Source organism: Desulfovibrio sp. (assembly GCF_041907885.1).
Taxonomy (GTDB): Bacteria; Desulfobacterota; Desulfovibrionia; order Desulfovibrionales; family Desulfovibrionaceae; genus Desulfovibrio.
The window spans coordinates 59784-75929 of the sequence record NZ_JAYRGM010000001.1 but is presented as its reverse complement, the minus strand read 5'-3'; the positions used below and the strand labels follow the sequence as shown (position 1 = coordinate 75929).

Genomic DNA, 16146 nt, shown 5'->3' with positions numbered 1-16146 from the left:
GGGGTGGTAAAAGGTGGTAATTTACCACAACCTTCCACCGGCAGCCGCAAAAACGAGCCACAACCCCTGTTCGCACCACGCAAATCAGCCTATACGTGGAAAAACAGGCGCAGTTTGGGGCATTCCGGGTGAATGCCTTGACAATATGCGGGAAAACCAAGACTATTTGTTTCAAGCCGGAACTGCCGATCGTTTACCCTGCGCCCTTGCGCCATCGGTTTCAGCCAAAGGAACGGATATGAGAACGAAAATTGTCGCCACTATCGGTCCCGCCTCCAACAGCAAAGACAAACTATATGAATTGGCTGAAGCCGGAGTCAGTGTATTCCGCCTCAACTTTTCACACGGTGGAGCAGCGGATTTTGTAGCCATAATCAAGCACATCCGCGAGGTAGAAGCCGCGCTTGGGCGGCCCATTACCATTATGCAGGACCTTTCCGGCCCCAAGATTCGTCTTGGCGTACTGCCAGAAACCAGCATTACGGTAACCAAGGGCATGCAGCTGCTGCTTGGCCCAAGCGAACGCCACACGGACGATTTTCCCTATCTGCCCTTTGACCACGAGGTTATTCTTGAAAGCCTCGAACCTGGTGACCGCATGGTGCTGGCCGACGGCGGCCTTCAGTTTGTGGTAACCGAATGCCGGGCCGATGGTCTGGTGCTGCTTCAGGCCGACAATTCGGGCATTGTCACCTCACGCAAGGGCCTGGCCCTGCCCGGCAAGGCCACCAAGGTGCGCGCCCTGACCGAAAAGGACAAAAAAGACCTTGCCGACGGCCTCAAACTGGGTGTTGACGCCGTAGCCATCTCGTATGTGCAGACTGCCGACGATGTGCGCGAAGCCAAGGAGCTTATTGCGGCTGCGGGCAAAAGCGTGCCCGTGGTGGTCAAGCTTGAACGCCAGAGCGCGGTGGATAACCTGGCCGAGATTCTGCACGAAACAGACGTGGTCATGGTGGCGCGCGGCGACCTTGGCGTAGAATGCCCCCTGCCCCTGCTGCCCGCCCTGCAAAAGCGCATCATCAGCGCCTGCAACAAGGCTTCCAAGCCGGTTATTGTGGCCACGCAAATGCTGCTCTCCATGGTCAACAGCCCTGCCCCCACCCGCGCAGAAACCACAGACGTGGCCAATGCCGTGCTTGACGGGGCCGACTGCGTGATGCTTTCGGAAGAAACAGCCATGGGCAACTTCCCCGTTGAAACGGTGCGCTACATGCGCCGCATTACGGACGAAGCCGAACGCCTGCTGCTGCTCAACCGCAAGCTTGAAGAACCCGACAGCGACAAGGGCATTCCCGAATTTCTGGCGTATTCTGCCTGCCTGCTGGCCGACAAGGCCTCGGCCAAGGCCATTGTTTCGCACAGCCTCACGGGCAGTTCGGCCCGGCAGGTTTCGGCCCGACGCCCCCCGCAGAGCATCTACGCGCTCACGCCCGATCCCGTTTCCATCAAGGCTCTCAACTTTGTGTGGGGCGTAAAACCCATATTTGTTATCAATCCGCAGGATGAACCCAGCCATCTTATCCGGGCCGAAAGCTTTATCCACAACAGCCCGGATTTTGAACCGGATGACTGCGCTGTTATTACCGCTGGTCAGGTCAAGGGGTCGTCAGCCACCCCTCGCGGCACGAACCTTGTAAAAATTTACTGGAAGTAGCACATGGCCGCAGAGCAAAGGAAAGTTCTGGATGTTCCCATGAACATCAACGAAGAATACTACCAGATAAGTGGTGAAATTCTGTCGAGCTTTCCCAAGTTTCGGCCACCAGTGGATCTATTCAGTTTTCGTGACGATATTGCCGTGCTCGCGCCCTACTGCATCAAGGGCGCGCGCCTGAGCAGCGAGCAGGTTGAAGAGGTGGCAAATCTGTGTGCGTCGGGCGATCTGTTTGTTTCGCGCTCTGACCACCCCATTTATTCGCGCCACATCGTCAAGCAGCTCGACCTGGTATTGCAGGACAACAACCTGAAAGAAGCCGAAATTGCAGATATCTGCATACGCGCCCTGCTCATGCGCTGTACAGAATTCTTTGACCAGCCCGTCAAGGCGCTGTTTGAACCACTGTACCGCGATGTTATGGTAGTGACCGAATACCTGTGGAACGACAAACACCACATAAATACCTTTATGCGCCGCCTGTTTCGCAAAAACCATCTGGCGCGGCACTCCATCAATACCATGATTGTGGGCCTGTGGGTATGGCTGCAAAATGTGGGAGAACTGAAGCGCAAGGATCTGGACCGCATGGCCCTGGCGCTCTTGCTGCACGATGTGGGCATGTGCAAGGTTCCGCCCTTTTTGCTCAACAAGGCGGGCCCACTCAAGCAGGAAGAAAGGGACAAAATCATCCCCCACCCCATCGTGGGTGTCAGGCTGATGCAAAAGATGGACGTGGCCTTTGAAGAACTGCTGCGGGCCTGCTTTGAGCACCACGAGCGGCTCGACGGTTCGGGCTATCCCCAGCGCACCAAGAGCAGCCAGTCCACCAAGCCGGGCCGCCTGTGCGCCGTTGCGGATTCTTTTTCGGCCATGATCTGCGAAAGACCGTTCAGAAAAGCCAAGGACATTCTTGCGGCAGCCAAGGAGCTGGCAAACGACCCGCGCTATGACCAGGAAATGGCCAACGCGCTGTTTGGGGGCTTTGGCGCTGGAACCATCGGCCAGATGGTAGACATGGATCTGGCCGTGGACACGCCGCATCCCGAATAGCAGCTGAAAACAGCGCAGGGCTCAACAACATTTCAGGCCAGGCAGAAACGCTTTTGCGTATCTGCCTGGCCTGACTTATTTGGGCGGGCGGCATGCCAAGCCCGCAATTTTTTGACCCCATAGATCGGGGCACTTGAGGCTGCTAGCTGCCCGCAAAAAATGTTTCAGGTTCACGGCGGGCAACACAGTTGGCTTCAAGCATGCCCACGATTTTTTTCACCAGCGGGTCATCAAAAATCCTGGCCTGTTCAGGGCAAATCTTAATGCAGGCACAGCAGCGCACGCAGCCCTGGGCTGTGAGCTGTGGGGCATTTTCGCTGATAACACGCACGGGGCAAACGCTGGCGCAAAGCCCGCACTGTGTACAGACATCGAGCGTTTTGGGCCGAATGTCCGCCGCAGGCGGCAGGGCCTTGTAGGGACGGTTGCCGGGAACCTGCACTCTTTCTCCCGCACCCTGGGCTATGCGGCTGGCGGCCCTGTGGGCAAATGCGTTCAGGGCTTGCATGTCCTGTGCATCGGGACGGCCAGTACCAACATTGTGCGTATAGCTGTGCTCTGCCACAAAGGCTCCTGCGGCCAGCACAGAAAACTGCCGGGTAAAGAAAAGTTCAACCGCCTCCAGCAGGGCATCATCGTAGTGCCGGTTACCGTACACGGCCAGCGGCACAACGTATGCGCCCTGCCCTGCAAGCCGCGCCAGCGGTTCTAGCAGCAGTTGCGGAATGCGCCCCGCGTAAACAGGAAAGGCAAAAACCAGCACATCACCCGCGCCTACGTTGTATTCCGCAGCCCGCGCCTCTGGAAACGTCCAATCCCAGTCCTCGGCATGCGTCAGCGACATATCTTGCGCCAGAACACTGGCCACCTCCTGCGCCATGGCACGGCTGCTGCCCGTGGGGCTGAAATATACTGCGTGAACGTTTGCGGCCATATGCTCCCCCATTCCTGTTCATGAAAAAGCGGGCCGTTGGTACAGCCCGCTGTAATATCATTTATGCGGTACTACGCTGCATGCGTGACGCAGATAAACAGCGCCCTACCAGGCTTTGCCCTTGCTTTGCTCGTGCCCGACAATGCCGCCGGCAAGCGCACCAACGCCTGCGCCAGCCAGAGCGCCCCAGGCTGCGGAACCGCCCGCAATGGCGGCAACGCCCGCGCCACCAAGCGCGCCAAGCGCCGCACCGCTGGCAATGCCCTGCTGGGTTTTGCTCATGTTTGTGCAGCCGATGCCGCTGGCAAAAATGGCCGCCAGCAATGTGATGATCAACAATTTTTTCATATCTGCTCTCCCGAAAACCCGTCAGTCAACGGTTTGCTATTGCTTGGCATCCAGGCGGGGCTCGATAATTTCGCGCCAGATCACATTCATCACCGGGCGGTCAAGGCGCTGCGGGTTGGCCGCATACCAGGCGTCCACCATCTTGATGACCTCAGTGCGGCTTACGCCCTTGAAGGCCTTCATCCAGCCTTTTTCAAAGGGCGAAAGTGTGTACACCGGGCGCTTGCCTTCTTTGGTCGCTTTTTCCACAACCTTGCCGTTTACAAAATATTCAACGGTGATTGCGGTTTCCACACCAAAAAGAAAGGCAAGTTTTTCCGCTTCGGGGGTTTTTTGCCACACTGCACCCGTAAGCTGATCCACAGGATTGGCCTTGGAAGTATCGGCTTCAGGCATGATTTCCGTAGCGCGAACCGGAGCGAACGCCAGGACAAGTGCAAGGCTCAGGGCCAGACACAAAACCGACTTTTTCACGATATGCTCCTTGAGTTGAGTAACCCTTTGCGATGTTCGCTCGCAGGATTGTTTGCCCTTGAGCGGTTCAGACCTTTGCGGCAAAGCCGCTGGGGCGTTGGCCCCACCGTTTACTATAGTTTACCCAAAACACCACCGAGATATCAAGCGCGAAAAAACCGGCTGTTTTGCGCAAACAGCCGGTTTTTATCAGGCACGCCAGGCGCGCCTCAAGATCGTATAGTGCTTACGCGCCAGCGGCCTCGCCGATCAACTGGCGGAAACGCCCAAACAGGTACTGTCCGTCACGTGGTCCAGCCGCCGCTTCGGGGTGGTACTGCACGCTCATGACAGGCAGGGTCTTGTGACGCAGGCCTTCAAGCGTGTTGTCGTTCAGGTTGATGTGCGTGGCTTCCACATCGTTCACGCCGTCGAGCACCACATGGAAACCATGGTTCTGCGACGATATCTCGATACGGCCGGTGGTAAGATCTTTGACCGGGTGGTTGCAGCCGTGGTGACCGAACTTGAGCTTGTCGGTGCTGCCGCCAAGGGCGTGACCGATAAGCTGGTGGCCAAGGCAGATGCCCGTAACCGGGAACATGCCCACAAGCTCACGCACAAGGGCTATCTCTGCCGTAAGGGTTGCCGGGTCGCCGGGGCCGTTGGAGAGAAACACGCCCTTGGCTCCGCTGGCCTTGGCCTGTGCGGCGCTGAAGTTGGGCGGCACGGCAAGGGGTTCAAAGCCCGCCTCGCACAGGCGGCGCAGAATGTTCCACTTGATGCCAAAGTCGTACACCAGCAGGGGCAGCCCCGTACCACGCCACGCATACGCGCCGTCGGCCCCAAGGCTTATCTTTTGCGGCTGGTTGTCAAACCACGCATAAGGCTCCTGCGCAGCCACAAAGGGCACAAGGTTGCGGCCCTTCATGGTGGGCTGGGCGAGCACTTTTTCCTTAAGGGCAGCCGGGTTCAGCTCCCTGGTGGAAATCATGCCGCGCATGGCCCCGTTGATGCGCAGATGGCGGGTAAGGGCGCGAGTGTCGAGCCCTTCCATGCCAGGCGTATCATATTTTTGCAAAAAGGCGGGCAGGGCCATCACAGACTGCCAGTTGGAGGGCTGCTTGCAGCATTCCTTTACCAGAAAGGCGCTGCAATGCACGCGGGCCGATTCCATATCAGCCTCGCAAATGCCGTAGTTGCCCACCAGAGGATAGGTCATGCAGACCATCTGCCCATAGTAGGAGGGGTCTGTGAGCACTTCCTGATAGCCAGTCATGCCCGTGGTGAAAATCACTTCACCGCCGGTTTCAAAATCTCCGGTAAAGGATTTGCCTTCCAGCGTAAATCCGTCTTCCAGCACCAGCAATGCTTTCATAACTTACCCCCGCGCTTCCCGCGCGTAGTATTCCTGCAAACTTTCCACATGGATTTCTGCCCGCCGCGAACCGATGGCCGTGGCCGTGGCGCGCGCTGCGGAGATGGTGGTGCAGTAAGGAACCTTGTATGTCAGGGCCGCATGACGAATGGCCTTGGAATCCTTGGCCGTATGCTTGCCCGATGCCGTATTGATAACCAGAGCAACCTCGTGGTTGATGAGCAGATCCACAATGTTGGGCCGCCCTTCGTAAACCTTCAGCACTTCTTCTACTTCAAGCCCGTGCTCACGCAGCACGGCGGCAGTGCCGCGCGTTGCCAGCAGATGGAAACCAAGCTTGGCAAACATGTCTGCCACTTCGGGCAGATAGGGCTTGTCGCGGTCGTTGACCGAAAGGAAGAGCTTGCCGCCCTGCGGCAGCACCTGGCCAGCGCCCAGCTGGCTCTTGAGAAATGCCTCGCCAAAGTTTGAGCCCATGCCCATAACTTCGCCGGTAGAATGCATTTCGGGTCCAAGAATCACGTCCACGCCGGGGAAGCGCTGGAAAGGCAGCACTGCTTCCTTGACGCAGGTAAACCCACCCTTGCGCATGCTCCAGGGGTCCAGTTCCTCAAGGGTTTTGCCCAGCATGACCTGGGTGGCCAGGTACGGCAGGGGCACGCCCGTGGCCTTTGAAACAAAGGGCGCGGTGCGCGAGGCACGGGGGTTTACTTCCAGTATATAGATATCATCGCCCTTGATGGCAAACTGGATGTTCATGAGGCCCACGACCTTGAGTTCCTGGGCCAGAGCCTCAGCCTGCACGGCAATGCGGGCCACATGGTCGTAAGAGAGCGAATACGGGGGCAGCACGCAGGCAGAGTCGCCAGAGTGGATACCGGCTTCTTCGATGTGCTCCATAATGCCCGCCACGTACACTTCCTTGCCGTCAGAAAGGGCGTCCACGTCCACTTCCACCGCATGCTCAAGGAACTTGTCGATGAGGATGGGGTGTTCCGGCTTTTGCGGAACCTGATTGTGGAAGTAATCCTTCAGTTCGGCGGCGTCGTACACCACTGCCATGGCGCGGCCACCCAGCACATAGCTGGGGCGCACAACCACGGGATAGGTGATGCGGTCGGCCACTTCCAGGGCGTCTTCAAGGCTCATGGCCGTGCCGTTGGGCGGCTGGAGCAGCCCAAGCTTTTCAATCAGTGCCTGAAAACGCTCGCGGTCTTCGGCGCGGTCAATGGCATCGGGGCTCGTGCCCATGATGGGCACGCCCGCACGCATGAGCGGCACGGCAAGATTCAGCGGGGTCTGGCCGCCAAACTGCACAATGACGCCCTCGGGCTTTTCCCTTTCCACAATGTTCATCACATCCTCGAAGGTGAGCGGCTCAAAATAGAGTCTGTCCGAGGTGTCGTAGTCTGTGGAAACGGTTTCGGGGTTCGAGTTTGCCATAATTGCCATCACACCCGCGTCGCGCAGGGCAAACGAGGCGTGGCAGCAGCAGTAGTCAAATTCGATGCCCTGACCGATGCGGTTGGGGCCGCCGCCAAGGATGAGCACCTTGCGGCGGTCTTCGATCTTGATCTCGTCGCCGCGCTCGTAGGTGGAGTAAAAATACGGGGTGTAGGCCTCAAATTCGGCAGCGCAGGTATCCACCAGATAATAGGTGGGCTGCACGTCCATTTCCTTGCGCATGCGGCGAATGTCGGCCTCGGCCATCTTCCACATTTCTGCAAGCTGGCGGTCGGAAAAGCCGTATTCCTTGGCTTCGCGCAGCATGTCGGCCAGCGCCTTGTTGGCGGTGGTCATGTCGTTGGCAAGGCCAAAGTTGCTGATGCGCTTTTCCATTTCAACAATGTCGCGCACCTGGCGGATAAACCAGGGGTCGATGGCCGAAACCGCAAAAATCTCTTCTTCGCTGATACCGGCCACAAGGGCCTGACGCAGCGAAAACATGCGCCGCGAGTTGGGGCGGTGCAGCGATTCGAGAATGGTTTCGCGGTCGGGCAGCTCGGAACGGAAGCTGTAGCCAAGGCCGGTGGCGCCAATTTCCATGGAGCGCAGGCCTTTTTGCAGGGCTTCCTTAAAGGTGCGGCCAATGCTCATGGCTTCGCCCACGCTCTTCATGGAGGTGGTGAGCTCGTCCTTGGCACCGGGGAATTTCTCGAAGGTAAAGCGCGGAATCTTCACCACGCAGTAGTCGATGGCGGGCTCGAAGCTGGCCACGGTCTCGCGGGTGATGTCGTTGTTCAGCTCGTCGAGGGTGTAGCCCACGGCCAGCTTGGCGGCGATTTTGGCAATGGGAAAGCCCGTGGCCTTGGAGGCCAGCGCCGACGAACGCGACACGCGGGGGTTCATTTCGATAACCACGATCTCGCCGTTGGCCGGGTTGATGCCGAACTGCACGTTACTGCCGCCCGTTTCAACGCCGATTTCGCGCATGATGGCAATGGAGGCGTCGCGGATGTTCTGGTATTCGACATCAGAAAGGGTCTGCACCGGGGCCACGGTGATGGAGTCGCCCGTGTGTACGCCCATGGGATCAAAGTTTTCAATGGCGCAGATGATGACGCAGTTGTCCTTGGCGTCACGCATCACTTCCATTTCAATTTCTTTCCAGCCAAGCACGCTCTGCTCGATCATGACTTCAGAGGTGGGGCTGGCCGAAAGGCCGCTGGCGGCGATGGATTCGAGGTCTTCCATGTTGTAGGCCACGCCGCCGCCCGTGCCGCCAAGCGTAAAAGCCGGGCGCACAATAAGGGGAAAGGGCAGCACATTGCCGAGCTGGCGCACTTCCTCGATGGTGCGGGCAATACCACTGGCGGGCATCTTGAGGCCGATGTGTTCCATGGCCGCGCGGAACAGTTCGCGGCTTTCGGCTTTTTCGATAACGTCGGCGCGTGCGCCGATAAGCTCAACGCCGCATTCCGCCAAAACGCCGCTCTTGGCAAGCCCAAGAGCGGCGTTCAAAGCCGTCTGACCGCCAAGCGTAGGCAAGAGAGCGTCGGGGCGCTCTTTTCGGATGATTGCGGCAAGGGTTTCCTGCTCGATGGGTTCCACATAGGTGGCGTCAGCCATATGCGGATCGGTCATGATGGTAGCCGGGTTGGAATTGACCAGCACCACCTCGTACCCTTCTTCCTTGAGGGCCTTCACAGCCTGTGAACCGGAGTAGTCAAACTCGCAGCCCTGGCCAATGATGATCGGGCCCGCGCCGATGACGAGAATTTTGTGTAAATCCGAACGCTTGGGCATTGAACTTTCCTGCGGATTTGGAGATCAGAGGTAATGACGCGGCACAGGCGCGCCGATTTGCATAAAACGACTGTTTTTATTCCACAGCTGGTATAAAAGTCAAGTTTTTCATTCGACCAAATGAATACACGCGCTTGCGGGCCACCCCAGGCAACCCCTCTCAAGCGCGCCAGGCCTGCATTGCGGCTTCGGGCCCTGCGGGCACTGCCAACGGGCGGCACAAAGCCCTTGCCTCGCACATTTTTTTGCGCAATAATTTTTCTCTTGAATCCACAAGGGGGCTCCATACATGCAAGACGTTAAAAAAGTCGTTCTCGCCTATTCGGGCGGGCTTGATACTTCTGTTATCCTTAAATGGCTCATCGAGACCTACAAATGTGAGGTCATTGCCGTTACCGCCGACCTCGGCCAGCCCGAAGACCTTTCCGGCGTGGAAGAAAAGGCGCTCAAAACCGGCGCTTCCAAGGCATATGTGCTTGATCTGCGCGAAGAAATGGCCAAGGATTTTGTGTTCCCCATGATGCGCGGTGCGGCTCGCTACGAAAACCGCTACCTGCTGGGAACCTCCATTGCCCGCCCGCTCATCGCCAAGGCCCTTGTGGACATCGCCCGCAAGGAAGGCGCCGATGCCGTGGCCCACGGTGCCACCGGCAAGGGCAACGACCAGGTGCGTTTTGAATTTGCCGTCAGCGCCCTTGCGCCCGACATCAAGGTTATCGCCCCCTGGCGCGAATGGGATCTCATGTCGCGCACGGCCCTTACGGCCTTTGCTGCAAAGCACGGCATTCCCATTTCGAGTGATGCCAAGCGCTACAGCATGGACGCCAACATGATGCACACGAGCTTTGAGGGCAGCGAGCTGGAAAATCCCGGCAACGCGCCCGACGCCTCGTGCCACCAGCGTTGCGTGCCGGTTGAAGAAGCGCCCGACACGCCAGAGATCATCAGCGTTGACTTTGAGCACGGCAACCCCGTGGCTGTAAACGGCGAACGCCTCTCCCCCGCCGCCATCATCAAGACCCTCAGCGAAATCGCCGGGCGCAACGGCATTGGCCGTGACGACATGGTTGAAAACCGCTTTGTGGGCATGAAGTGCCGTGGCGTGTACGAAAACCCCGCCGGTACCCTGCTGTTTGCCCTGCACCGCGACCTTGAAGGCATCTGCATGGACCGCGAACTGCTCGGCATCCGCGATATGCTGGCCGTGCGCTACTCGCAGTGCGTGTACAACGGTTTCTGGTACTCGCCCGAACGCGAAGCCATGCAGGTTTTCATGGACAAGTCGCAGGAGAGCGTTACCGGCACGGTGCGCGCCAAACTTTACAAGGGCGGCGTGTGGCCCCTGGCCCGCACATCGGCCAACTCGCTCTTCTCTGAAGACCTGGCCACCTTTGAAGGCGGCGACTACGACCACAAGGACGCCGCTGGCTTTATCCGCCTCAACAGCCTGCGCCTGCGCCTGCACGCCGCCGTGCAGGGCATGCTCGGCAAGTAGTCTTGCAAGGCCGCATGCTGCCCACCTGTGCGGCGGCATGCGGTTTTTTGGAATATGGTACGCCTTTCCCGGAGCCTGTGCCGTAATGGTTCGGCCATTGGCGACAAAGCCGCGCGCTTTGCGGAAAACTGACGGAACAGGTTCCGGGGGAAGCGGCGTTTGCCACGGGCAACGCGGCTTCCCCCGATTCATTTTTTACTGAAAACGGACAGACCATGAAGACCAACCAGAGCTGGGGCGGCCGCTTTGCCGAAGGCCCCAAGGAAGCCGTGGCCCAGTATACGGATTCGCAATCCTACGACAGGGCGCTTTACGCCCAGGATATCCGCGCTTCGCAGGCGCATGCCCGCATGCTGGGCCGCCAGGGCGTCATCAGCCAGAGCGAGGCCCGGATTCTGGTCAACGGTCTTGACCGCGTGCGCGAAGAAATCGAGGCTGGCAACTTTGTGTGGAAGCCGGAACTTGAAGACGTACACATGAATATTGAGGCGCGGCTCACCGAGCTTGTGGGCGATGTGGGCAAAAAACTGCACACGGGCCGCAGCCGCAACGATCAGGTGGGTCTGACCTTTCGCCTTTTTGTGGCCGACCGGCTTGAAACCTGGCGGCAGCGCGCGGCCTTTCTGTGCTCTGTGCTGGCCGACAAGGCAGCCGCGCACAAGGCAGATATCCTGCCCGGCTGCACCCATCTGCAACCCGCCCAGCCCGTAAGCCTTGCCCACCACCTGCTGGCCTATGCCTCCATGTTTCGCCGCGATGCCATGCGCCTTGAGGACACCCTTGAACGGGTACGTATTTCTCCCCTTGGCGCGGCAGCCCTGGCCGGAACAACCTACCCCCTCGACCCGCAGAGCGTGGCCGACGAGGTGGGCTTTGCCGAAATTTACGCCAACTCCATGGACGCCGTGTCTGACCGCGATTTTGTGCTTGAGGCCCTTTTTGACGGCTCGGCCATCATGATGCACCTTTCGCGCCTGTGCGAAGAAATCATCCTGTGGGCCAACCCAGCCTTTGGCTTTGTGCGCCTTTCAGACGGCTATTCCACCGGCTCGTCCATCATGCCGCAAAAGAAAAATCCCGACGTTGCCGAGCTTATGCGCGGCAAGACCGGGCGCGTTTACGGCGCGCTTACGGGCCTGCTCACGGTCATGAAGGGCCTGCCCCTGGCCTACAACCGCGACATGCAGGAAGACAAGGAAGGTTTTCTTGATGCCGACCGCACGGTGGAAGCCTCGCTGCGCCTCATGGCCGGCATGCTTGAAGAGCTCACCTTCCGCACCGACCGCATGCGCGAGGCCTGCAAGGCGGGCTTTCTCAATGCCACCGAACTGGCCGACTACCTCGTGGGCAAGGGTATTCCCTTCCGCGAGGCGCACCATATCACCGGTCAGGCCGTGGCCATGGCCGAAAAGGCGGGCAAGGGGCTTGAAGACCTCACACTTGGCGAACTTCAGACTCTTGAGCCGCGTATCGAAGATTCGGTGTACGCGATTCTGGAATACGCCGCTGCTGTGAGCCGCCGCGAAACTCCCGGCGGCACGGGCCCCCGTTCTGTGGAAGCCCAGCTTGAACAGATGCGCGAATGGCTTGGCCAGATTCTGGGCAAGGATTAGTCCTGAACAACGGAGCTGAACGCCATGTCCCTGTTTGATATGGAAAACCGGCAGGAACCGGGGGCGGAAGCCCCCGCCGCCGTGTGCTGGCCCCAGTGGACGGAAGAAGCACGGCTCGACGATGCCCTTGCCGCCGCCGCGTATGAGGCCACGCCCGCACACCTGCGTGCCGCTGTCAAAACAGGGCTGGCGCTGGCCCACATGCATTTTGGCGAATGCACCACCAGCCAGCGCAACGAAATACGCAATACCCATCTGGGCTTTTGGCGGCGCTCCATCGCGCACCCAGCGCCCTGGGCGGTCATTGCCTTTACGCCAGCCTATGCCGCTGCGGCCCGCCTGGCGGCGGCCTGCATGCCCGCCCTGCTTGGCGGCGTGCCCCTTGTGGGGGCCGTATGCGTGGGCGGCGCACCCGGCAACAACGCGCTTGTCACGCTGGAACTGGCTGGGGTGGAAGATATCTTTGTCATGGACAGCGCAGGCCTCTGCACCCTGCTGGAAGAAACCCAGCCGGGGCCGGGGCGGCTTGTGCTGCTGCACAGGGGCGAACTGGACGGCGTGGCCGGGGCTGCACGGGCGCTGGAGCTGCCCTGTTATGAGGAGCGGCGCTCGCCAGTCCTGTGCCTGCCCAAACCTGAAGCCTTTGACCTTGAAGCGCTGGCCTTTGCGCAGGCCGAAGCTCTGGAAACGGCGCTCGACACATCCCTGCGCCTCACCCCCGACGCCACCTACCTTGCGCCCGTGGCGGCTCTGGGCCATTGCCGCGAACGGCGCACCGGCCCCTTCCCATATTGTAGCGCCCCCGCGCTCACGCCGGGCTGCGAGGGATTCTGGCTGCATCCCGGCCTCACGCCCGATTTTTTCCGCGTGCAGCGTCAGGCCTTCGGCCTGCTGTAGCCTTTCGCAGAGGCCGGGCATTTGTGAGCTGCAACGCGCCCCGGCACACAACTGTGCCAGCTGTAATCATCTGAACACCTCGCCTTGGGAGCAAAACCATGCCCAGCATCAAGCATATCCGCAACATAGGCATTATTGCCCATATCGACGCGGGCAAAACCACGCTTTCAGAGCGCATGCTTTTTTACAGCCGCAAAATCCACCGCATGGGCGAGGTACACGACGGCGCAGCCACCATGGATTACATGCCGGAGGAGCAGGAGCGCGGCATTACCATCATGTCTGCCTGCACCACCTGCCAGTGGGGCGAAAATACCATCAATCTGATAGACACGCCCGGCCATGTGGATTTTACCATTGAGGTGGAGCGCTCGCTGCGCGTGCTCGACGGGGCCGTGGGCGTATTTTGCGCCGTGGGCGGTGTTGAGCCGCAGTCAGAAACCGTTTGGCGGCAGTCAGAAGATTTTGGCGTGCCCAAAATCGCTTTTATCAACAAGGTTGACCGTCTGGGCGCAGATTTTGAGGCCGTGCTCGATGCCATGCACCAGCGCCTGAAAACCAATGCGGTGGCACTGACCATTCCCATGGGCCAGGGTGAAAATTTCAGCGCCGTGCTCGATCTCGTCAATGAGCAGACCCTGACCTTTGATCAGGCAGACCAGGGCCAGACGGTACACCGCGCGCCCTTTACGGCAGAGGAAGCCGCCCTGGCCGCTCCCTGGCGCGAAACCCTGCTGGAAAAGCTGGCCGAGGCCGACGATACCTTTGTGGATTCCTACCTTGAGGGCGCATTTACGCTGGCCGATGTTCTGGCCGCCCTGCGCCGCACCACCCTTGCCCGCGCGCTCACGCCCGTATTTTGCGGCTCGGCCCTGCGCAACATGGGCGTGCAGCCGGTGCTCGATGCCGTGTGCGGCCTGCTGCCCTCGCCCGCCGATGTTGCCGCGCCTGTGGGCCGCGACGCCGACGGCAACGATGTTGTGGTAGAGGCAACGCCCGATGCCCCGGCGGTGGCCCTGGTTTTCAAGGTACTGATGGAAAATGGCCGCAAGCTGGCCTTTGTACGAATGTACGCGGGCCGCATCCACGAGGGCGAAAATCTGCGCAATACCGCAAGCGGCAAGGACGACCGCCTTGGCCGCATCTACCGCCCCCATGCCGACAGGCGCGAGCAGCTGGAAACCGCCGAGGCTGGCGAAATCGTGGTGGTAGTTGGCCTGCGTTCGGCCCACACGGGCGAAACCTACACAGCCCGCGAACGCCAGCTGGCGCTGGAGAGCATTGACGCCTACGCGCCGGTCATCACTCTCGCCATTGAACCCCGCAATGCCGACGAAAGCAAGATTCTGGATGAGGCCCTCGCCAGATATACCGAAGAAGACCCCACCCTGCTGGCACAGATGGACGACGACACCGGCACGCGCAATGTTTCTGGCATGGGCGAGCTGCACCTGGATGTGCTGCTGGAACGCATGAAGCGCGAATACGGCATCAGCCCCCGCGCTGGCAATCCGCAGGTGGTGCTGCGCGAAACAGTGCGCAAAGAGGCCGAGGCCGCCGTGGTGTTTGATAAGGAACTGGGCAAGGAACGCCATCAGGGTTCCGTGGCCCTGCGCGTGGCACCTCGCGCCAGAGGTACGGGCAATACTGTTGAAGTGGGCGACTTTTTGCCGCAGGATGCCGCCGAGGCCCGCAAAATACTGCCAAGGGTTTACCTCGATGCCGCCCTTGAAGGCGTGCGCGACGCCCTGCAATCGGGCGACCTCACCGGCTACCCGGTGGAAGACGTGGCCGTGACCCTCACGGCTGTGGAACGGCAAGAGGGGGTGACCACGGTTCCCGGTTCCCGCATGGCGGCGGGGCAGGCCCTGCGCGAAGCCCTGGCGGCGGCCACTCCCGTGGTTCTTGAGCCTGTCATGCGCGTGGAAATCACCGCGCCAGAGGACTTCTTGGGAGCGTCCATCACCATGTTCACCACCTGCGGCGGCAAGGTTGAGGACATGGAAGACCACGGCGGGCGCAAAACCCTGCGCGGCACTGCGCCCTTGCGCCGTCTCTTCGGCTTTTCCACCTCCCTGCGTTCGGTCACCCAGGGCCGCACCGGGCTGGTAATGACCTTTGACCGCTTTGATCTGCCCTGAGGTATTATGCAGCAACACGAATCCACACACGGCCAGCCCCGCGCAAAAAAAAGCCTCGGCCAGCACTTTTTAAAGCGCGAGGACATCTGCCGCCGCATTGCCATGCTGCTGTTGCCCAAGCCAGACGACATGGTGCTGGAAATCGGCCCCGGCCCCGGCGCGCTCACACGCGCCATAGAGGAACAGCCCCACGCGCGCCTGCTGCTGCTTGAAAAAGACAACCACTGGGCGGCAGAACGCCAGCGGCTCGGCGAGGCCCGCACCCAGGCGGTTCTGACCGATGCCCTGCGCTTTGACTGGCGGCGCATCACCCCGCAAAACCCGTGGAAGATCATTGGCAATCTGCCCTACAACGTGGCCTCGCCCCTCATATGGGATATAGTTTCGCGTGCCACGGGCTGGAAGCGTGCGGCATTCATGGTGCAAAAAGAGGTGGGCCAGAGGCTGGCCGCGCAACCCAACACCAACCACTATGGCGCGCTTTCTGTATGGGTGCAAAGCTACGCCCGACCGCGCATGGAATTTATTGTGGGGCCGGGGGCCTTTAGCCCGCCGCCCAAGGTGGATTCTGCGGTGCTGTCGTTTGAACCCCTGCCGCCAGAACACAGGCCCGCCCACCCCAAGGTGCTTGCGCGGCTTTTGCGCGTTTGCTTTCAGCAGCGCCGCAAGCAGCTTGGCGGTGTTTTTCGGCGCAGCGGCCAGCCAGGTCTGGAGGCCGCACTGGAAAAAACCGGCATCGACCCAAGCCTGCGCCCCGAAGCCCTCGCCAACAAAGATTTTCAGGCCCTGGCCGCTTTTTGGGCCGAGCAGCTTGACAATAATGCATAAAAAGTTTTGAGTTTAGCCACTGTCTTTTAAACGTTATGCGCGGCGGTTCTTGCCGCCGCTGCTTGCTGGCAGAAAACTCAAGCCGGGGAAATTTTTCAGGAGG

Annotated in this window: 12 protein-coding genes; 7 read left to right on the top strand and 5 right to left on the bottom strand. The window is 59.9% G+C overall.

Going from position 1 to position 16146, the window contains the following annotated elements:
- Positions 1–238: 238 nt before the first annotated feature.
- The gene (pyk, locus tag ACE3NW_RS00300; protein ID WP_374279382.1) at positions 239–1657 is read left to right on the top strand and encodes a pyruvate kinase; all 1419 of its coding nucleotides are present in this window, start codon (positions 239–241) and stop codon (positions 1655–1657) included.
- A 3-nt stretch (positions 1658–1660) separates the two neighbouring features.
- A complete protein-coding gene (locus ACE3NW_RS00295) occupies positions 1661–2710 on the top strand; it encodes an HD-GYP domain-containing protein (protein ID WP_374279381.1) in 1050 nt (349 codons plus the stop codon).
- Between the two features lie 142 nt (positions 2711–2852).
- Here ACE3NW_RS00295 and ACE3NW_RS00290 read toward each other — a convergent pair whose 3' ends face one another.
- The 5 genes from ACE3NW_RS00290 to carB form a co-directional block, all read right to left on the bottom strand.
- Positions 2853–3644: a 4Fe-4S binding protein gene (locus tag ACE3NW_RS00290; RefSeq protein WP_374279380.1), complete on the bottom strand. Its 792-nt coding sequence runs from the start codon at positions 3642–3644 to the stop codon at positions 2853–2855.
- A 105-nt stretch (positions 3645–3749) separates the two neighbouring features.
- Positions 3750–3992 carry a cell envelope biogenesis protein OmpA gene (locus ACE3NW_RS00285; protein WP_374279379.1) on the bottom strand — a complete coding sequence of 81 codons (243 nt, stop codon included), beginning with the start codon at positions 3990–3992 and terminating at the stop codon, positions 3750–3752.
- 36 nt (positions 3993–4028) lie between these two features.
- Positions 4029–4466, bottom strand: coding sequence for a hypothetical protein (locus ACE3NW_RS00280; RefSeq protein ID WP_374279378.1), 438 nt, complete (start codon positions 4464–4466; stop codon positions 4029–4031).
- Positions 4467–4692: 226 nt separating this feature from the next.
- Positions 4693–5823, bottom strand: coding sequence for a glutamine-hydrolyzing carbamoyl-phosphate synthase small subunit (gene carA / locus ACE3NW_RS00275; protein ID WP_374279377.1), 1131 nt, complete (start codon positions 5821–5823; stop codon positions 4693–4695).
- 3 nt (positions 5824–5826) lie between these two features.
- Positions 5827–9069, bottom strand: a complete 3243-nt coding sequence (carB, locus tag ACE3NW_RS00270) for a carbamoyl-phosphate synthase large subunit (protein WP_374279376.1) — start codon at positions 9067–9069, stop codon at positions 5827–5829.
- 289 nt (positions 9070–9358) lie between these two features.
- Between carB and ACE3NW_RS00265 the strand changes: the two genes are divergently transcribed.
- From ACE3NW_RS00265 to rsmA, 5 genes are all read left to right on the top strand, one after another.
- A complete protein-coding gene (locus ACE3NW_RS00265) occupies positions 9359–10564 on the top strand; it encodes an argininosuccinate synthase (protein WP_374279374.1) in 1206 nt (401 codons plus the stop codon).
- 215 nt (positions 10565–10779) lie between these two features.
- A complete protein-coding gene (gene argH, locus ACE3NW_RS00260; protein WP_374279373.1) occupies positions 10780–12177 on the top strand; it encodes an argininosuccinate lyase in 1398 nt (465 codons plus the stop codon).
- A 24-nt stretch (positions 12178–12201) separates the two neighbouring features.
- Complete coding sequence (locus ACE3NW_RS00255; protein ID WP_374279372.1) at positions 12202–13074, top strand: hypothetical protein; 873 nt, start codon at positions 12202–12204, stop codon at positions 13072–13074.
- Between the two features lie 98 nt (positions 13075–13172).
- The gene (gene fusA / locus ACE3NW_RS00250; protein ID WP_374279371.1) at positions 13173–15215 is read left to right on the top strand and encodes an elongation factor G; all 2043 of its coding nucleotides are present in this window, start codon (positions 13173–13175) and stop codon (positions 15213–15215) included.
- 6 nt (positions 15216–15221) lie between these two features.
- On the top strand, positions 15222–16043 hold the full coding sequence (gene rsmA, locus ACE3NW_RS00245; RefSeq protein ID WP_374279370.1) for a 16S rRNA (adenine(1518)-N(6)/adenine(1519)-N(6))-dimethyltransferase RsmA: 822 nt from the start codon (positions 15222–15224) through the stop codon (positions 16041–16043).
- The last annotated feature ends 103 nt before the right edge of the window (positions 16044–16146 follow it).